This is a genomic window from Hydrogenophaga sp., assembly GCF_025699295.1.
Classification (GTDB): domain Bacteria; phylum Pseudomonadota; class Gammaproteobacteria; order Burkholderiales; family Burkholderiaceae_C; genus Hydrogenophaga.
Genome location: NZ_JAILWB010000018.1, coordinates 1 through 17,079, shown reverse-complemented (window position 1 = coordinate 17,079; position 17,079 = coordinate 1). Strand labels below are relative to the sequence as shown.

Here is a 17,079-nt window from a genome sequence, read left to right as displayed (position 1 = left end):
CCTGTGAAGGGCAAAACCGCGATTGTAGGAGGGGGTATCCCGGCACCCGGATGCACATGTCCGGAAACGGCCAGCCAGCTTCGCCCGCAAGGCCTACCATGGCTGCCATGAACCCGACCGACCGCATTGACGACGACGCCTGCTACCGCGCGCTGTGCTCGCACGACGCGCGCTTCGACGGGCGCTTCTTCACCGCCGTCACCTCCACCGGCATCTACTGCCGCCCGGTCTGCCGCGTGCGCACGCCGCGGCGCGAGAACTGCCGCTTTTTCGCCCACGCGGCCCAGGCCGAGCATGCGGGCTTTCGCCCCTGCCTGCGCTGCCGGCCCGAACTCGCGCCGCTGGAGCGCCACTGGTCGATGGAGGACGCCTCGGCCATCCTGACGCAGCAGGCCACGCGCTGGCTGGACGACCCGCAGCACTGGCTGGACGACGCCGGCGCCCTGGGCGCGCGCCTGGCGGCCCGCCTGGGCGTGAGCGACCGCCACCTGCGCCGCGTCTTCGAGGAGCGGCTGGGTGTCTCGCCGCTGCAGTACCTGCTCACGCGCAAGCTGCTCACCGCCAAGCAGCTGCTGGCCGACACCGACCTGCCGGTGACGCAGATCGCGCTGGCCAGCGGTTTTGGCAGCGTGCGCCGCTTCAACGCCGCGTTTCTCGACCACTACCGGCTCAATCCGACGCAGCTGCGGCGCGAGGCCACCGGCAAGGGACGCGACACGGGCCATGGCACGGCCGTGCGCCTGGGCTACCGGCCCCCGTACGACGTGGCGGCCACGCTGGGCTTTCTGCGCCAGCGCATGATCGAGGGCGTGGCCTTTCTGGATGACGACCTGCGGCTCGGCCAGACCCTGCGCATGGAGGTCGGGGGACGCACGCACACCGGTTGGCTGGTGGCCAGCTTCGACGAAACACGCTTCCAGCTCACGCTGCGCGTCGGGGACTCCCTGCGCGAGGTGCTGCCCCAGGTGATCCACCGCCTGCGCGCCGCACTCGACCTGGACGCCGACCCCGGTGCCATCAACGAGGTGCTGCACGGCCCGTTTCCCGAAGGTGATGGCCTGCGCGTGCCGGGCGCGCTGGACGGCTTCGAGCTGGCCGTGCGCGCGGTGCTCGGCCAGCAGATCACGGTGGCGGCCGCGCGCACGCTCGCGCAGCGCCTGGTGAACCGCTTCGGGGAACCGATCGAGACACCGTTCGCACCGCTCACGCGGCTGTTCCCGGCGCCGGAGGTGCTGGCGCAGGCGGGCGGCGACGCGCTGGGTGAGCTGGGCATCGTCCGGCAGCGCCAGGCGGCCATCGTGGCGCTGGCGCGCGCGGTGGCCACGCAGGGCCTGGTGCTCAATGGCAGCGCCGATGTGTCCACCACGCTCGATGCGCTCAAGGCCTTGCCCGGCATCGGCGACTGGACCGCGCAGTACATCGCCATGCGCGCCCTGCGCTGGCCCGATGCCTTTCCCGCGGGCGACGTGGCCCTGCACAAGGCGCTGGGCGTGCAGGACAGCAAGCACCCGGCCCGCGAGGCCGAAGCCCTCTCGCTCGCCTGGAAACCCTGGCGCAGCTACGCCGTCGTGCGGGCCTGGTCGGCCGGCCGCGTCGTCCCCACCCCTGGAGCCTTGTCACCATGAAGCACGATCCCTTCACCGTTTTCACCACCTGGCCGGGCCCGCTCGGCGCGATGACGCTGGCTGCCACGCCGCGCGGCCTCAGCGGCGTCTGGTTCGACGGCCAGCGCCATGGGCCCGACACCTCGATCTGGCGGCGCGACCCGGCGCACCCGGTGCTGCAGCAGGCCATCGAGCAACTGGGCCAGTACTTCGCGGGGCAACGAATGCGCTTCGAATTGCCGCTGGACCTGCAGGGCGGCACCCCGTTCCAGCAGCGGGTGTGGCAGGCGCTGCTGGGCATCGCGCCCGGTGCCACCACCAGCTACGGCAGCCTGAGCACGTCCATCGGCAAACCCGCCGCCGTGCGCGCGCTGGGCGCGGCGGTCGGCCGCAACCCGGTGAGCATCGTCGTGCCCTGTCACCGCGTGCTCGGCGCCGACGGCTCGCTCACCGGCTACGCCGGCGGGCTGGAGCGCAAGACCGCGCTGCTGGCACTGGAGGGCGCTGTCCTGGTCTGACCGGCCGGGCCGGCATTGTGCCGGCCCACTCATCAATCCACGCCCCACACGGCATCAATCGCCGGCACAGCCAGCCCCTGCCGGCATGCACAATCTGACGCCATGACCCCGGCCCTCGCCCTCGAATTCGTGCTGCTCGCCGCGCTCTGGGGCGCGTCCTTTCTCTTCATGCACCTGGGCGCGGCGGAGTTCGGCGCCCTGCCCACCGCAGGCATGCGTGTCACGCTGGCCGCCCTGTTCCTGCTGCCAGCGTTCCTGGTCAAGGGCGTGTGGGCCGACTTCCGTGCGCGCGCCAGACTCATCCTGTTCGTCGGCCTGCTCAATTCGGGCCTGCCGTTCGCCCTGTTTGCGTTCGCCGTGCTGCACATCAGCACCGGGCTGAGTTCCATCCTCAACGCCACGGTGCCACTCTCGGGCGCGCTGGTGGCCTGGCTCTGGCTCAAGGACCGCCCCGACGGCTCGCGCATGCTGGGTCTGGCCATCGGCTTCATCGGCGTCACGCTGCTGGTGCTCGGCAAGTCCGGCTTCAGCCTCCCTGGTGCGGCCGGCGCAGACGACATCGCCACCACCCTGCTGGCCATGGGTGCCTGCCTGCTGGCCACGCTGTGCTACGGCGTGGCGGCCAGCTTCACCAAGCGCTACCTCACGGGCGCCCACCCTCTGGCCACGGCCACAGGCAGCCAGATCGGGGCCGCGCTCGGCCTGGCCCTGCCCACGATCTGGTTCTGGCCCAGCCAGCCTGCAAGCGCCACTGCCTGGGGCGCGTTGCTGGCGGTGGGCCTGCTGTGCACGGCCATCGCCTACATCCTGTTCTTCCGCATCATTGCCCAAGCCGGCCCCAGCCGCGCGCTGACCGTCACCTTCCTGGTGCCGGTGTTCGCGCTGTTCTACGGCGCCACCCTGCTGGGCGAAACCATCACACCCTGGATGGTCGGCTGCGGCATGGTGATCGTGTGCGGCACGGCGCTGGCCACCGGGCTGGTGAAGCTGCGCTGGCTGGAGCGCGCGGTCTGAGACGCGGGTTTCGCACATGAACAACCCGACGACCACCCTGCACGACAAGTACGGGCTCACCCCTGTCATCAACGCCGCCGGCTCCTACACCCCGCTCGGGGTATCGCGCTCTTCTGCGTTCGTGGCCCGCCAGACGGCGCAGGCGCTGCAGGCCTTCTTCGTCATCGAGGAACTGCAGCAACTGGCCTCCCGGCAACTGGCGGCGTTCAGCGGTGCACAGGCTGGCGCGGTCACGCACTGCGCCAGCGCCGCCATCACGCAGGCCGTCGCGGCCTGCATCACGGGCACCGATGCGGCCGCGGTCGCCGACCTGCCCGATGTGGCGGACCGCCGCCACACGGTGGTGATCCCCGAGGGGCATTGCGTGGACTATGGACACCCCATCCTGACGGACATCCGCCTGGCCGGCGCGCGCGCGCTCAGGGCGGGCGACCGGTCTTCTCTGCCGCTGGCCGAACTCGAACGCTGCCTGGACACACCCGGCGTCTGCGGCCTGCTGCTGGTGTCGTCGCGGCTGACCGCGTTCCAGGATTTCGACTGGGCGGGTGCGGTGGCCCTGGCGCGTGCACGCCGCATCCCGACCGTCATCGACGGCGCCGCGCAGGACCTGCGCGTGCCGGAACTGCTGCGCACCGGGGCCGACGCCATCCTGGTGAGCGCCCACAAATACCTTGCCTCCCCGACCGCCGGCCTGGTCCTCGGTACCCAGGCCTTCATCGACGCCTTCAGGGCACAGGAACGCGGCATCGGCCGCGCCATGAAACCCTCCAAGGAAGCCGTCCTCGGCGTGCTGGCGGCGCTGGAGGAACGCTCGCAGCTGGATACCGCTGGCTGGCGGGCCCGGCAGGACAACAAAGTGGCATTGCTGATGGACCTGCTGCACCATCGGCAGGACCTCGATGTCCGCGCGGAAGACGACCCGGCGGGCATGCCGTTTCAGCGGATCCGGCTCGCGTTCAGGGGCGGCGTGGCCGCGGCCAGGGACGTAGTCGGCATCCTCGCATCAGGGCGTCCGAGCATCCGGGTGATGGAGCATGGCCTGGAAAACGCCCTGGTGCATCTGGAACTGGTGGCGCTGGATGAGTCCGAGGTGCGCCACATCGCGGCGCAGCTGGCGGTGGCGCTGGACGCCCGAGGAGCGCGATGACGTTTTCGGAATGAATCGCAGGCGAGCGGCATGTTGCTCGAATCGCGCCCGCCTGCGATTGCCCGCACGCCTCAGGCCAGCTTCACGTCGATGCGCCGGGGTTGCGCATGCGCCGCCTTCGGAATGCGCAGCTTCAGCACGCCTTGCGCCAGTTCGGCCTCCACCCGCTCGGTGTCCAGCTCCTTGCTCAGGGTGAACGCGCGCCGGAACCGCGCCAGGCCCACCTCGGTGTGGCTGGACGTCAGGCCCTGCGGCGCGGCCAGGTCCGACTCGCCCTCGATGGTGAGCGTGTCCGACTCCACCTGCAGGTTCAGCTTGTCGCGGCTGACGCCGGGCAGGTCCGCGTACAGGGTGATGCCATTGGCGTCCTCGATCACATCCACGGGCGGGGTCAATGCAGCCTCGCTCTGGCGCGGTTCGCCGCCGGGCCGCGCATGGCGCGCCACCTCGTTCGGTTGACGCGCCGGCTGGGCCATCTGCATGATGTTGCTGCTGCTGTTCATGGTGCGCTCCTTTCTTGCGGCGTGTTCTCAGTGGATGGCAATGCGGCGCGGCTGCGCGGAGGCGCGCCGCTGGATGGTGACGTGCAGCACGCCGTCGCGCAGGTTCGCGTCGACCGCGTCCGGATCGGCGTCGTCCGGCAGGGTCAGCACCCGGCGGAAGCGGCCCTCGAAGCGTTCATTGATGTGCACGGTCGCCTTGCTGTCGGTATCGGGCAACGGGTTCTTGCGCTCACCGCTGATCGTCAGCAGGCCCCGCTCGAGATCCACCTCGAGCGAAGCCGGATCGACACCGGGCGCGAAGGCATAGATCTCGATGGTTTGGGGCGTCCCACCGACATTCAGGGCGGGAAAGCCATTGCGGGCAAAGCCGCGGATGGTGGGAGACAGATCGAAGGCCTGCTGCATCTCGCGTTGCAGGCGATCCATCTCGGCGAACACGTCGCGCGGGAACAGGGATCGGTACATGGCGAATACCTCCATTCAGGGTTGAACAGAGCGCCGGAGGCGTCTCCAGCGCTTCCGGACAAGGAGATAGGCGCGGGAGAAACGATTTCAAGAGGGGAGGTGAAGGCAGCGAGCGCTTCGATGCGCGGCGCCGCCAAAAGAAAAACGGGCTGCGGCATTTCTGCTGCAACCCGTTGATTTCTGGCGGAGTGGACGAACACCGAATCCCCAGCATTCATGCGGGTTGCGGGGCGATTGTACCTCCGATACCGTCAAGAATACCGTCAATCTGATGTGGATTTTTGGGGGGTTCAGTGGGTTAAATTGGTGCGCTGAACAAGGGCTACCCAATGGCATCGCGACCGTCTTCGTCCTCGGCAACTCGCCAGCGCCAGTAGAAACCAGCGCGAACCCACACAACCGTGGTTGCGGATACCTTCTTGAACGCATCAAGCAGTGGGCGACCGAGCACTAGATTGCCGTCTGCGTTCTCGCGCAACAGCTCTTCGGCACCGCCCTTGACTAAGTAGTCAACAACGTCGTCTTGGTAGATGCAGCCGTCTGCGTCCAGCTGCCCAAGCATCCACTTCGCTGCGTCGTCAGCGGTCACGGCTGCTTGGGTTCAAGTGACTCTTGGGCGAATATGCCATTCTGCAAACCCTTGCCTGCGAACCACTGGCACTCGTAAGAGTCGCTCTGTGTGCTTGATGGAATGATTCTCTTGACCGTCATGTCAGGCCCACCTGACTTCAGTTTCACAACATCTCCGACCTTGTATGCCGCTTTCGCCATTCGTGTGCTCCTCAGTTGGATTTCGTTCGAACTTGAACGCACAGATGGTAACGGGCAAAGAAAAGCCTCCGCGTGGGAGGCTGTGAGGAATCACGGGCAAGTCTGTTAGCGGGGCTTGGTCAAGCCCCGGCCATTTCCAGCAGGTCTGGCTGTTCTGGCTGTACTGGGGTAGCAGCCAGCTCGATCCGCTCACTGGCAATTTCAAAGTATTCCGGCATCAGCTCCATTCCGATAAACCTGCGACCTGTGTTCACACATGCAACACCAGTGGTTCCGCTGCCCATGCAGTTGTCGAGCACCGTTTCACCTTCGTTGGTGTAAGTGCGGATCAGGTATTCCATCAGGGCGACTGGCTTTTGTGTCGGGTGAAGCCCGCGCCCTTCACGACAGTTGAACTCGATGATCGTCTCCGGGCACTTCTCATCGTATGTCTTGCCTGCTGCTGAGAAGGCTACAGAGGTTTCTGTCTGTCGTATCGGGATGGCGGCGGACTGCTTGTTGCCACCCTTCTTGATTGGCGTGTCGCGCCGGGTCATCTGCGGGTAGTAGGTCGGAGTTTTCCCCGAGATGCAAAAGACAACAACGTCCTCGTGCACGCGCAGCGGCATACGCTTCGCCTGCACGAAGTTCGCGGCGAACTTCTTATCCCAGACCCAACAATAGGCGAACTCGCGCATGTTGCTGGCGATCAGAGCCGTTGTGAATGGCTGAGCCGCAGTCAGAACAATGGCAGCTGTCGGCTTCGCTATGCGTCGGTATTGCTCCCACAGCGCCTCAAAGGGAAGAACGCTGTCCCACTTGCAGGCCGTTGTCCCATACGGCAGGTCGCACAGGATCAGATCGACGCTTGCGTCAGGGATGGCCTTCATCAGCTCCAGGCAGTCGCCCAGGTGCAGGGTTGCATTGCCGACAACTCGCGGGGTCACGTTCAAAAGTCATAGTCTCTTGCGGATGGGGGTGAGAGTTTTGCCGTCGCGGCTCGGCCTATTTGGTCGAGCTTTCCCATTCGTGTCGAGCGGGCGGGCGCGGCGTTTTGATTAGCAGTAAGTAAGCTACATACTCACGCTGCGCGAATCAAGCAAGAGTTGCGGCAAGTGCGAAGGTGGGCCGGCATGGCGGACTCTGGATGCCTGCATGGGGCCGAATGGATGCCCACAAAGATTCCTACCGATACCAGCAGGGATACCAGCAAACTAGGCCCGTGGGGGCCATGTGCGGGTAGTGGGCGTCATGTGGGGTTTCGCTGGGTTCAGGCGTAAAAAAACCCACAAAATCAACGACTTCTCGTAAGATTTAGCGGGTTTTCTGTGGCCCAACGTGTGGTTACGTTGGGCCAAAATGGCGGAGTGGACGGGGCTCGAACCCGCGACCCCCGGCGTGACAGGCCGGTATTCTAACCAACTGAACTACCACTCCTGGTAGATGGCTTTCGTTCTTGCGAACCAAGTGCCAACCACTTGTGCCTGCCTGCCTTGCGGCTAGTTTGGCGACCCTACGGGGATTCGAACCCCGGTACTCACCGTGAAAGGGTGATGTCCTAGGCCTCTAGACGATAGGGTCATAACCTGGACTCAAAGAGCCTCGCATTGTAGCAGCGGCAGAGCTTGTTTTTCCTGCCGTTGCCGCGATGAGAGACCCATTGCGACTTCAAATTGTGGTGGAGGTAAGCGGGATCGAACCGCTGACCTCTTGCATGCCATGCAAGCGCTCTCCCAGCTGAGCTATACCCCCACAGGGTTTGCCGATCTGTCCCTGGCGATCTTCATCCCCCGGTGCATTTCAGCAAGCCTCAAATTATAGGCGATTTTTTCAGGCCTTCTGCAAACGGGACAGCACGACCTGCCTGTCCTGCAACTCCAGCACGGCGTCGAGCGAAGGTGTCTGGGCCGTGCCCATCACCAGCACGCGCACCGGCATCGCCAGCTGCGGCATCTTCAAGCTGTGCGCAGCCAGCGCTTCCTTGATGGCCGCCGAGATCGCCGCCTTGTCCCACGTGGCGCAGGCCGAGAGCCTGTCGGCCAGCGTGGCCAGCGCGGGGCGCACAGCGTCGGTGACGTGCTGGGCGCGCTCACCCGCATCGGGCGCGATGTCGGCGTAGAAGGCTTTTGCCCATTGCGCCAGTGCCACGGTGGTGTCGCAGCGGTCCTTGAACAGGCCGCAGATGCGCGGCAGGCGCGCGTCGGCAACCACGCCCAGTCGCTGCAGTTGCTCGGCCACCAGCGGCGCGAGCGCGTCGTCGGCCATGGCCTTGAGGTGCTGGGCGTTGACCCAGCGCAGCTTGGTTTCGTCGAACTGCGCGGCGCTGCGGCCCAGGTGGTCCAGGTTGAACCATTCGAGGAACTGTGCGCGGCTGAAGATCTCGTCGTCACCGTGGCTCCAGCCCAGGCGCGCCAGGTAGTTCACCATGGCATCCGGCAGGTAGCCCTCGTCGCGGTACTGCGTGACGGGTTTGGCGCCATTGCGCTTGCTCATCTTCTCGCCCTGCTCGTTGAGCACGGTGGGCAGGTGGGCGTACACCGGCGGCTCCTTGCCGAGGGCGCGGAAGATGTTGATCTGGCGCGGCGTGTTGTTCACATGGTCGTCGCCGCGGATCACGTGGGTGATGGCCATGTCGATGTCGTCGACCACGACGCAGAAGTTGTACGTGGGCGTGCCGTCGGGCCGCGCGATCACGAGGTCGTCGAGTTCGTCATTGGCGATCTCGATGCAACCCTTGACCTTGTCGTCCCAGGCCACCACGCCACCCTGCGGGTTCTTGAAGCGCAGCACGGGCCTCACGCCTTCGGGCACGGGTGGCAGGGTCTTGCCGGGCTCGGGGCGCCAGGTGCCGTCGTAGCGCGGCTTTTCCTTGTTGGCCATCTGGCGTTCGCGCAGCGCGTCGAGCTCGGCCACGCTCATGTAGCAGGGATACACCAGCCCGGCCGCCACCATCTCGGCGAGCACGGCCTTGTAACGGTCCATGCGCTGCATCTGGTAGAACGGGCCTTCGTCGTGGTCGAGGCCCAGCCACTTCATGCCTTCGATGATCACGTCCACCGCGGCCTGCGAGGACCGCTCCAGGTCGGTGTCCTCGATGCGCAGGATGAAGGCACCACCGGTCGAGCGCGCAAAGGCCCACGGATAGAGCGCCGAGCGGATGTTGCCGAGGTGGATGAAGCCGGTGGGCGACGGGGCGAAGCGGGTTCTGACGGTGCTCATGAAAGGGTGTCCAGGCCGCGCGCGAGGTCGGCTTTCAAATCGTCGAGGTGCTCCAGGCCGACCGCGACACGGATCAGGCCCTGGCCGATGCCGGCCGCCTGCCGCTGTGCCTCGGCCAGCTTGCCATGTGATGTGCTGGCCGGGTGGGTCAGCAAGGTCTTGGTGTCGCCCAGATTGGTGCACAGCGACAGCACCTGCAGCGCGTCGAGCACATGGAAGGCACGCGCACGCGCCTGCGCGGCGTCCGCAGCCTTGACTTCGAACGACAGCACCGCACCACCCACACCGCCCATCTGGCGCATGGCCAGTTCGTGCTGCGGGTGGCTGGCCAGCCCCGGGTAGTACACGCGCCCCACGGCCGGGTGCTGTTCCAGCCACTGCGCCAGCGCGAGCGTGGCCGTACTCTGCGCATTCATGCGCAGACTCAGTGTTTCCAGTCCCTTGAGCACCACCCAGGCGTTGAAAGGCGAGAGCACCATGCCCGCGTTCTTCTGCACCGGCAGGAATTTCTCGCGCACCATGGCCTCGGGTGCACAGAGCGCACCAGCCATCACGCGGCCCTGACCATCGAGGAACTTGGTGCCGGAATGCATGACGATGTCGGCGCCGAGCAGCACCGGGCGCTGCAGCGCCGGCGTGGCGAAGCAGTTGTCCACGCACAGCAGCGCGCCTGCGCCGTGAGCGATGTCGGCCAGCGCGGCGATGTCGCAGACCTCGGTCAGTGGGTTGGTGGGCGTTTCGGCGAACAGCAGTTTCGTGCCGGGCCGCACCGCCGCGCGCCAGGCATCGGTGTCGGACTGGGCGACGATGGTCGATTCGACGCCAAAGCGTGCGAACTCCGTGCCGATGAGCTTGATGGTCGAGCCGAACATCGACTGCGAGAACACCACGTGGTCGCCGGAGCGCAGCAGGCTGAAGCACATCAGCATGATGGCCGCCATGCCCGATGCGGTGGCCATGGCGGCCTCGGTGCCCTCCATTGCGGCCAGGCGCTGTTCGAAACTGGTGACAGTGGGATTGCCGGTGCGGCCGTAGGTGTAGCCGTCCTCCTCGCCCGCGAAGCGGCGAGCCGATGCATCGGCGCTGGGTTGCACGTAGCCGCTGGTGAGGTACAGGGCCTCGGAGTTCTCACCGTACTGGCTGCGTTCAACGGCCTCGCGCACGGCCAGCGTGTCGCGGTGCAGGGCCTGAGCAGCAGGTGTCTTTTTCGTCATGAACCGGCCCCTTCAAACGGCCTGTGCATTGGGCAGGGCCAGGCGCGAGGTGTCTTCCTCGCCCTCCTCGCCCTGGTCGCGGCCGGCGTTGAGGCGGGCGATGTCGTCCAGCGTGATATCACCGGTGACGTACACGCCGTCGAAGCAGGAAGCGTCGAAACCCGTGAGTTTCGGATTGAGCGAGCCGATGGCCTGCTTCATCGCGTCGACGTCCTGGTAGATCAGCGCGTCGCAGCCGATGATCTCGCGCACTTCTTCGACCGTGCGGCCGTGCGCCACGAGTTCGCCGGGGGTGGGCATGTCGATGCCGTAGACATTGGGGTAGCGCACCGGCGGCGCGGCGCTGGCCAGGTAGACCTTGCGTGCGCCGGCGTCGCGCGCCATCTGCACGATCTCGCGGCTGGTGGTGCCGCGCACGATGGAATCGTCCACCAGCAGCACGTTGCGGCCCTTGAACTCGCTACCGATCACGTTGAGCTTCTGGCGCACCGACTTCTTGCGCACGCCCTGCCCGGGCATGATGAAGGTGCGGCCCACGTAGCGGTTCTTCACGAAGCCCTCGCGGTACGGCAGGCCGAGCAGTTGCGCCAGTTCCATGGCACTGGGGCGCGAGGACTCGGGGATCGGGATGACGACATCGATCTCGTTGGGTGGCACCGTGGAGACGACCCGCTTGGCCAGCGTCACGCCCAGGTTCAGGCGCGCCTGATAGACCGAGATGCCGTCGAGCACGGAGTCGGGCCGGGCGAGGTAGACGTACTCGAAGATGCAGGGGTTGTGGCTGACCTTGTCCGCGCACTGCTGGAACTGCATGTGGCCTTCGAGGTCGACGAACACCGCCTCGCCGGGCACCAGATCGCGGTCGAGCTCGAAGCCGTTGCCGTCGAGCGTGACGGACTCGCTGGCGATCATCACGCCGCCGTCCTTGTTGTGACCGATGCACAGCGGGCGGATGCCGTGCGGGTCACGGAACGCCAGCAGGCCGTGGCCGGCGACCATCGCCACCACGGCGTAGGAGCCCTTGACGCGCTGGTGCACGCCGCGCACGGCGGCGAACACATCGGCCGGCTTGAGCGTGATGCCGCGCGTGACCTTTTCCAGCTCGTGCGCGAGCACGTTGAGCAGCACCTCGGAGTCGCTCTCGGTGTTGACGTGGCGGTGGTCGGTCTGGAACAGTTCCTGCGCCAGCGCCTTGGCGTTGGTCAGGTTGCCGTTGTGCACCAGCACCAGGCCGAAGGGTGCGTTCACATAGAACGGCTGCGCCTCTTCCTCGCTGTAGGCATTGCCCGCCGTGGGGTAACGCACCTGCCCCAGGCCACACACGCCGGGCAGCGCGCGCATGTTGCGGGTGCGGAAGATGTCGCGCACCATGCCCTTGGCCTTGTGCATGAAGAACTTGCGTCCCTGCTGCGTGACGATGCCCGCAGCGTCCTGCCCGCGGTGCTGCAGCAGCAGCAGCGCGTCGTAGATGAGCTGATTGACCGGCGCCTTGCTGACCACGCCCACGATTCCACACATGATTCGATCCTCAGGAAAAACAATGCGAACAGGTTCTACCGCACATGTTGGGCCACCGCCTCGGGCAACAAGGGCTTGACCTCCTGCAGCGCCGCCGAGAGCACCCCGGCCGTGCCGGAGTCCGCCCACCACGAGGCGGCCTGCATCTGGGTCATGCTCACCACCAGCGCCACCGCCAGCAGGATCACCGCACCACGCGCCAGCCCGAACGCGCCTCCGAGCACGCGATCCACCGGACGCAAACCGACCGAGGCCACCAGCTTCTGCACCAGCCAGGCCACCAGACCGGCCGCGAACGCCACGGCCACGAACACCAGCACGAAACCGATCGCCACGCGCAGCGGCGGTGACAGGTCCTCCATCGGCACCCAGGCACCGGCCTCGTCGGCGAAGGCCTGGGCCAGCACGAAGGCCACCACCCACCCCGCCAGAGACAGCACCTCATACACCAGCCCGCGCCACAGGCCCAGCAGCACCGACAGCAGCAAAGCCCCCAGCAGCACCCAGTCGGTCAGCACCATCGGCGTCGCACCCGCGTGAAGCTCACAGCGTCAGGACCGCGGCGGGAAGGCCCAGGGCCTTCACGCGCGCGGCGACCTTGTCGGCATCGGCGCGGCTGTCGAACGGGCCCACGCGCACACGGATGCGCTTGCCTTCCGCGGTCTGGGCCACGTGCGTGTAGGTCTTGAGTCCGGCGCTCTCCAGCTTCTGGCGCACCTGGCGCGCCCCAGCTTCCTCGGCAAACGCGCCCACCTGCACCACCAGCCGCTCGGCGGCGGCGGGGGCGTCGGCGGCCGCCTTGGCCGGCACCGGCGCCGGCTTGCCTTCGAGCAGCGCGCGGGCGCGCTCGGCGTCCGCCGCCGCGGGCGCTGGCGTTTTCGCGGGTTCGGGTGCAGGCGCGGGAGAGGGTTTGGTTTCGGCAACCGGCGCAGGGGCAGGCGCGGACTTGGTCTCGGTCACCGGCGCGGGAGCAGGCGCCGGTTTGGGCGCGACCTCGGCCACTTCCTCGCGGGGCGCGGCGGGCTCGGCAGCGGGCCTGGCCAGCGGAGCCGTGGACGTCCGGGCGGGGATCTCGATCGGGATGTCCACCGGTATCGGGCGCGGCTGGGTATCGAACAGCAGCGGGAACCCCACCACGCCCAGCAACACCAGCACGCAGGCGCCGATCAGGCGGTGGCGCGCGCGGCGGCGCACGGCCTCGATGCTCTGCGGCGGTGGGGTCGAGGCGTTGCCCTGGGAACCTGAACGGGATTTGAACATTCGGGATGGGACCGTGGCGCCATGAAAGGCCTGGCGGGAGGCACGCTCCTGAGGGGGGCTAGGACAGGTGTTTCGCCGACATGCGGGGCACGCCGTCCTGCAAAACGCCACCCACGGTGTAGAACGATCCGAAGACGACGATTCTATCAGCGGGGTCCGCCAGGGACACCGCCGCGCGCAGGGCATCCATGGGGTTGGCATGGCGGCCCGCGACGCGGCTTTTGCCCCCTGGCGCGGTGGCCGGATGGGCGTCGAGCATGCCGGCCAGCGCGGCGGCGGTGCTCGCGCGCGGCAGCGGCAGGTCGGTCACATGCCAGTGGTCGATCAGCGGCGCGATGCGTTCGAGCATGGCACCCAGGTCCTTGTCGGCCATGGCGCCGAACACCGCGTGGGTGCCCGGGTAGAAGCCCATGGCGTCGAGGTTTTCCGCCAGCGCGGCCACCGAATGCGGGTTGTGCGCCACGTCCAGCACCAGCGTGGGCGTGCCGGGCACGATCTGGAAGCGCCCGGGCAGCTCCACCAGGGCCAGCCCGGTGCGCACGGCCTGCGCCGTCACCGGCAGGCGACTTCGCAGTGCTTCCACCGCCGCCAGCACACCGGCGGCATTGACCAGCTGGTTGGCACCGCGCAGCGCCGGGTAGGCCAGACCGGCGTAGCGACGGCCGCCGTGCGAGGGGTGCATGGCCCAGCCCCATTGCTGCTGGTCACCCGCGAAATGGAAGTCCTTGCCCAGGCGCCAGAGGTCGGCACCGACCTCCAGCGCGCGATCGATCACGCTCTGCGGCGGCACCGGGTCGCTCACCACCACCGTCCGGCCCGTGCGCATGATGCCGGCCTTCTCGAAACCGATGGCCTCGCGGTCGTTGCCGAGCAGGGCCATGTGGTCGAGCGCGATGCTGGTGATGACCGCGCAGTCGGCGTCGACGATGTTCACGGCGTCGAGCCGCCCGCCCAGGCCCACCTCGAGGATCGCCACGTCCAGCCCGGCGCGCGCGAGCGTGCGCAGGATGGCCAGCGTGGTGAACTCGAAGTAGCTCAGGCTGATCTCGCCCCCTTCGTCATCCCCGGCCTGGCCCTTGCGCGCCACCTCCACCTCGGCAAGGGCCGGCAGCAGCTCGCTGGCGGCCACCGGTTCGCCGGCAATGCGGCAGCGTTCCTCGAAGTGCACGAGATGCGGCGAGGTGTACACGCCGGTGCGGTAGCCCGACTGGGTGTAGACGGCTTCGAGCATGGCGCAGGTCGAGCCCTTGCCATTGGTGCCCGCCACGGTGATCACCGGGCAGTCCAGCGCCAGGCCCATGCGCCGCGCCACGCGCTGCACGCGATCGAGCCCCATGTCGATGGTGACCGGGTGCAGGCGTTCGGCATGGTCCAGCCAGTCGGCCAGCGTGGTGGGGTGATCGGGAACCGGGATGTCGAGCATGGCCGCGATTGTCCCATCGCGGCCCGCCCCTGACGGATGCCGGACAATGCCGGCCATGATCACCGTCCATGGCATTCCCAACTGCGACACCGTGAAGAAGGCCCGCGCCTGGCTGGCGGAACACGGCGTCGCGCACACTTTCCACGATTTCAGGAGGCAGGGCGTGCCTGAGGCCGCGCTCGACCAGTGGCTGGCTGCCGCTGGCTGGGAGGTGGTGATCAACCGCAAGGGAACGACCTGGCGCCAGCTCGACGAGGCCACGCGCGCCTCGGTGACCGACGCCGCCGGCGCGCGCGCCGTGGCACTGGCGAACCCGAGCGTGATCAAGCGCCCGGTGGTTCAGTGGGCAGACGGCCGCATCACCGTGGGTTTCGACGCCCCCGCCTGGCAGCAGCGCCTCTGAGCCCGCAAGCGCCACGCTGGCCCGCGGCCTAAAATCGCGGTTTCGCCTTTCCGGTTTCGCCTTTCGTCTTTCGTTCGTCCTCGCCTCACTCCCCACACCATGAGCACCACCCAATTCGACGGCGTGACCGTCAACACCCAGGCCAGCGTGTACTTCGACGGCAAGTGCGTCAGCCACGGCATCACCCTGGCCGATGGCACGAAAAAATCGGTCGGCGTGGTGCTGCCCGCTGCGCTCACCTTCAAGACCGGCGCGCCCGAGATCATGGAATGCGTGGCCGGCGGCTGCGAGTACAAGCTGGCCGACAGCGAGGTCTGGCTCAAGTCCGGCCCGGGCGAGTCCTTCAGCATCCCCGGCAACAGCAGCTTCGACATCCGCGTGACCGAGCCCTACCACTACATCTGCCACTTCGGCTGATCGACCGACGTCTTCCTCTCCACCGTTCGCCCTGAGCCCGTCGAAGGGCCCGCACACATGGCCACCATCCTCCAGAACCTCCCCTTGAAACAGAAAGTCGGCATCGCCTTCTCCGGCGGTCTCGACACCTCGGCCGCGCTGCTGTGGATGAAGCAGAAAGGTGCGATCCCCTACGCGTACACCGCCAATCTGGGCCAGCCCGACGAGCCGGACTACGACGAGATCCCGCGCAAGGCCCTGGCCTATGGCGCCGAGAAGGCGCGCCTGATCGACTGCCGCACGCAACTGGCGCACGAGGGCATTGCGGCGCTGCAGGCCGGCGCCTTTCACGTCAGCACGGCGGGCATCACCTACTTCAACACCACCCCGCTGGGCCGCGCGGTCACCGGCACCATGCTGGTGGCCGCGATGAAGGAGGACGACGTCCACATCTGGGGCGATGGCTCGACCTTCAAGGGCAACGACATCGAGCGCTTCTACCGCTACGGCCTGCTGACCAACCCGAGCCTGAAGATCTACAAGCCCTGGCTGGACCAGGCCTTCATTGACGAGCTCGGTGGCCGCGCCGAGATGAGCGCGTTCATGACAGCCAATGGTTTTGGCTACAAGATGAGCGCCGAGAAGGCCTACAGCACCGACAGCAACATGCTCGGCGCCACGCACGAAGCGAAGGACCTGGAACACCTCAACAGCGGCATGCGCATCGTCAATCCCATCATGGGCGTGCCGTTCTGGCGCGAGGACTGCGCCGTGAAAGCCGAGGAAGTGACCGTGCGCTTCGAGGAGGGCCAGCCGGTCGCCCTGAACGGCCAGACCTTCGCCAGCCCGGTGGACCTGATCCTCAAGGCCAATGAAATCGGCGGCCGCCACGGCCTGGGCATGAGCGACCAGATCGAGAACCGCATCATCGAGGCCAAGAGCCGCGGCATCTACGAGGCGCCCGGGCTGGCGCTGCTGTTCATCGCCTACGAGCGCCTGGTGACCGGCATCCACAACGAGGACACCATCGAGCAGTACCGCATCAACGGCCTGCGCCTGGGCCGCCTGCTCTACCAGGGCCGCTGGTTCGACCCGCAGGCGATCATGCTGCGCGAGACGGCGCAGCGCTGGGTGGCGCGCGCGGTCACGGGTGAAGTAACGGTGGAGCTGCGCCGCGGCAACGACTATTCGATCCTGAACACCGAAAGCCCCAACCTCACCTACGCGCCAGAGCGCCTGAGCATGGAGAAGGTGGAAGACGCACCGTTCTCGCCGCTGGACCGCATCGGCCAGCTGACCATGCGCAACCTGGACATCACCGACACGCGGGCCAAGCTGGGCATCTACGCCAAGTCGGGTCTCTTGTCTTTGGGTGAAGGTTCGCAGATGTTGAAGCTTGAGGGCGAATAAGTTTCGCGGCTCTTTCTCTCATTGACCTCGCGGGATCGGGGCGCCGTGGCGCTCTGTTCCGCTCATGTCCCCCGGGCTGGCTTCGCCAGCCCTCCTCCTTGACTTCGCTCCACAGAGCGCCACGTCACCCCGATCCGGGAGAATGGTCGCGCACAACCGCCGGAATGCTCTCACGCGGGCGGCCCGACGGCGCCGGGTGGCGGGCGCAGCGAAGTCCAGGAGGAGAGGCGGCGCA

At 67.2% G+C, this 17,079-nt stretch carries 18 protein-coding genes and 3 tRNA genes; 7 read left to right on the top strand and 14 right to left on the bottom strand.

Going from position 1 to position 17,079, the window contains the following annotated elements:
* The first annotated feature begins 107 nt into the window (after window positions 1–107).
* The 4 genes from K5880_RS18015 to K5880_RS18000 all read left to right on the top strand — a co-directional run bounded on the left by K5880_RS18015 (window position 108) and on the right by K5880_RS18000 (window position 4,283).
* On the top strand, window positions 108–1,625 hold the full coding sequence (locus K5880_RS18015; RefSeq protein ID WP_297655496.1) for an Ada metal-binding domain-containing protein: 1,518 nt from the start codon (window positions 108–110) through the stop codon (window positions 1,623–1,625).
* Window positions 1,622–2,122: a methylated-DNA--[protein]-cysteine S-methyltransferase gene (locus K5880_RS18010; RefSeq protein ID WP_297655493.1), complete on the top strand. Its 501-nt coding sequence runs from the start codon at window positions 1,622–1,624 to the stop codon at window positions 2,120–2,122. Before K5880_RS18015 ends, K5880_RS18010 begins: the two co-directional genes overlap by 4 nt.
* A 102-nt stretch (window positions 2,123–2,224) precedes the next feature.
* Entirely contained in the window at window positions 2,225–3,136 is a 912-nt protein-coding gene (locus K5880_RS18005; RefSeq protein ID WP_297655490.1) for a DMT family transporter, read from the top strand.
* A 16-nt stretch (window positions 3,137–3,152) separates the two neighbouring features.
* Window positions 3,153–4,283: a hypothetical protein gene (locus K5880_RS18000; RefSeq protein ID WP_297655487.1), complete on the top strand. Its 1,131-nt coding sequence runs from the start codon at window positions 3,153–3,155 to the stop codon at window positions 4,281–4,283.
* A 71-nt stretch (window positions 4,284–4,354) separates the two neighbouring features.
* Here K5880_RS18000 and K5880_RS17995 read toward each other — a convergent pair whose 3' ends face one another.
* From K5880_RS17995 to folC, 14 genes are all read right to left on the bottom strand, one after another.
* Entirely contained in the window at window positions 4,355–4,786 is a 432-nt protein-coding gene (locus K5880_RS17995) for an Hsp20/alpha crystallin family protein (RefSeq protein WP_297655484.1), read from the bottom strand.
* A 27-nt stretch (window positions 4,787–4,813) separates the two neighbouring features.
* Window positions 4,814–5,251, bottom strand: a complete 438-nt coding sequence (locus K5880_RS17990) for an Hsp20/alpha crystallin family protein (RefSeq protein WP_297655736.1) — start codon at window positions 5,249–5,251, stop codon at window positions 4,814–4,816.
* Window positions 5,252–5,573: 322 nt separating this feature from the next.
* On the bottom strand, window positions 5,574–5,840 hold the full coding sequence (locus K5880_RS17985) for a hypothetical protein (protein WP_297655480.1): 267 nt from the start codon (window positions 5,838–5,840) through the stop codon (window positions 5,574–5,576).
* A complete protein-coding gene (locus K5880_RS23180; RefSeq protein ID WP_366883196.1) occupies window positions 5,837–6,022 on the bottom strand; it encodes a DUF2158 domain-containing protein in 186 nt (61 codons plus the stop codon). The genes K5880_RS17985 and K5880_RS23180 overlap by 4 nt, the downstream gene beginning before the upstream one ends.
* A 119-nt stretch (window positions 6,023–6,141) precedes the next feature.
* Window positions 6,142–6,948, bottom strand: coding sequence for a site-specific DNA-methyltransferase (locus K5880_RS17980; protein ID WP_297655734.1), 807 nt, complete (start codon window positions 6,946–6,948; stop codon window positions 6,142–6,144).
* 413 nt (window positions 6,949–7,361) lie between these two features.
* Window positions 7,362–7,438 (bottom strand) — tRNA-Asp (locus tag K5880_RS17975).
* 68 nt (window positions 7,439–7,506) lie between these two features.
* Window positions 7,507–7,582 (bottom strand) — tRNA-Glu (locus tag K5880_RS17970).
* 95 nt (window positions 7,583–7,677) lie between these two features.
* Window positions 7,678–7,753 (bottom strand) — tRNA-Ala (locus tag K5880_RS17965).
* 78 nt (window positions 7,754–7,831) lie between these two features.
* The gene (gltX, locus tag K5880_RS17960; RefSeq protein WP_297655477.1) at window positions 7,832–9,220 is read right to left on the bottom strand and encodes a glutamate--tRNA ligase; all 1,389 of its coding nucleotides are present in this window, start codon (window positions 9,218–9,220) and stop codon (window positions 7,832–7,834) included.
* The gene (locus K5880_RS17955; RefSeq protein WP_297655474.1) at window positions 9,217–10,434 is read right to left on the bottom strand and encodes an O-succinylhomoserine sulfhydrylase; all 1,218 of its coding nucleotides are present in this window, start codon (window positions 10,432–10,434) and stop codon (window positions 9,217–9,219) included. The genes gltX and K5880_RS17955 overlap by 4 nt, the downstream gene beginning before the upstream one ends.
* A 12-nt stretch (window positions 10,435–10,446) precedes the next feature.
* Window positions 10,447–11,952 (bottom strand): amidophosphoribosyltransferase, encoded by a 1,506-nt coding sequence (gene purF, locus K5880_RS17950; RefSeq protein ID WP_297655470.1) that lies wholly within the window; start codon window positions 11,950–11,952, stop codon window positions 10,447–10,449.
* A gap of 35 nt (window positions 11,953–11,987) precedes the next feature.
* The gene (locus K5880_RS17945) at window positions 11,988–12,473 is read right to left on the bottom strand and encodes a CvpA family protein (protein WP_297655467.1); all 486 of its coding nucleotides are present in this window, start codon (window positions 12,471–12,473) and stop codon (window positions 11,988–11,990) included.
* Window positions 12,474–12,495: 22 nt separating this feature from the next.
* On the bottom strand, window positions 12,496–13,212 hold the full coding sequence (locus K5880_RS17940) for an SPOR domain-containing protein (protein ID WP_297655464.1): 717 nt from the start codon (window positions 13,210–13,212) through the stop codon (window positions 12,496–12,498).
* Window positions 13,213–13,270: 58 nt separating this feature from the next.
* Window positions 13,271–14,635 carry a bifunctional tetrahydrofolate synthase/dihydrofolate synthase gene (folC, locus tag K5880_RS17935; RefSeq protein ID WP_297655461.1) on the bottom strand — a complete coding sequence of 455 codons (1,365 nt, stop codon included), beginning with the start codon at window positions 14,633–14,635 and terminating at the stop codon, window positions 13,271–13,273.
* Window positions 14,636–14,690: 55 nt separating this feature from the next.
* Here folC and K5880_RS17930 point away from each other — a divergent pair, with 55 nt between their 5' ends.
* The 3 genes from K5880_RS17930 to argG all read left to right on the top strand — a co-directional run bounded on the left by K5880_RS17930 (window position 14,691) and on the right by argG (window position 16,844).
* Window positions 14,691–15,038, top strand: a complete 348-nt coding sequence (locus K5880_RS17930) for an ArsC family reductase (protein ID WP_297655458.1) — start codon at window positions 14,691–14,693, stop codon at window positions 15,036–15,038.
* A gap of 99 nt (window positions 15,039–15,137) precedes the next feature.
* Window positions 15,138–15,455, top strand: coding sequence for a pyrimidine/purine nucleoside phosphorylase (locus tag K5880_RS17925; RefSeq protein WP_297655455.1), 318 nt, complete (start codon window positions 15,138–15,140; stop codon window positions 15,453–15,455).
* Between the two features lie 57 nt (window positions 15,456–15,512).
* On the top strand, window positions 15,513–16,844 hold the full coding sequence (gene argG / locus K5880_RS17920; RefSeq protein ID WP_297655452.1) for an argininosuccinate synthase: 1,332 nt from the start codon (window positions 15,513–15,515) through the stop codon (window positions 16,842–16,844).
* The last annotated feature ends 235 nt before the right edge of the window (window positions 16,845–17,079 follow it).

Excerpts from the sequence above, each read along its gene's own strand:
- argG (WP_297655452.1), top strand. The coding sequence starts at position 15,513 with ATGGCCACCATCCTCCAGAACCTCCCCTTGAAACAGAAAGTCGGCATC.
- K5880_RS23180 (WP_366883196.1), bottom strand. The coding sequence starts at position 6,022 with ATGGCGAAAGCGGCATACAAGGTCGGAGATGTTGTGAAACTGAAGTCA.
- K5880_RS18015 (WP_297655496.1), top strand. The coding sequence starts at position 108 with ATGAACCCGACCGACCGCATTGACGACGACGCCTGCTACCGCGCGCTG.
- folC (WP_297655461.1), bottom strand. The coding sequence starts at position 14,635 with ATGCTCGACATCCCGGTTCCCGATCACCCCACCACGCTGGCCGACTGG.
- K5880_RS17990 (WP_297655736.1), bottom strand. The coding sequence starts at position 5,251 with ATGTACCGATCCCTGTTCCCGCGCGACGTGTTCGCCGAGATGGATCGC.
- K5880_RS17940 (WP_297655464.1), bottom strand. The coding sequence starts at position 13,212 with ATGTTCAAATCCCGTTCAGGTTCCCAGGGCAACGCCTCGACCCCACCG.
- K5880_RS18005 (WP_297655490.1), top strand. The coding sequence starts at position 2,225 with ATGACCCCGGCCCTCGCCCTCGAATTCGTGCTGCTCGCCGCGCTCTGG.
- K5880_RS17925 (WP_297655455.1), top strand. The coding sequence starts at position 15,138 with ATGAGCACCACCCAATTCGACGGCGTGACCGTCAACACCCAGGCCAGC.
- purF (WP_297655470.1), bottom strand. The coding sequence starts at position 11,952 with ATGTGTGGAATCGTGGGCGTGGTCAGCAAGGCGCCGGTCAATCAGCTC.
- gltX (WP_297655477.1), bottom strand. The coding sequence starts at position 9,220 with ATGAGCACCGTCAGAACCCGCTTCGCCCCGTCGCCCACCGGCTTCATC.
- K5880_RS18010 (WP_297655493.1), top strand. The coding sequence starts at position 1,622 with ATGAAGCACGATCCCTTCACCGTTTTCACCACCTGGCCGGGCCCGCTC.
- K5880_RS18000 (WP_297655487.1), top strand. The coding sequence starts at position 3,153 with ATGAACAACCCGACGACCACCCTGCACGACAAGTACGGGCTCACCCCT.
- K5880_RS17955 (WP_297655474.1), bottom strand. The coding sequence starts at position 10,434 with ATGACGAAAAAGACACCTGCTGCTCAGGCCCTGCACCGCGACACGCTG.
- K5880_RS17945 (WP_297655467.1), bottom strand. The coding sequence starts at position 12,473 with ATGGTGCTGACCGACTGGGTGCTGCTGGGGGCTTTGCTGCTGTCGGTG.
- K5880_RS17930 (WP_297655458.1), top strand. The coding sequence starts at position 14,691 with ATGATCACCGTCCATGGCATTCCCAACTGCGACACCGTGAAGAAGGCC.
- K5880_RS17995 (WP_297655484.1), bottom strand. The coding sequence starts at position 4,786 with ATGAACAGCAGCAGCAACATCATGCAGATGGCCCAGCCGGCGCGTCAA.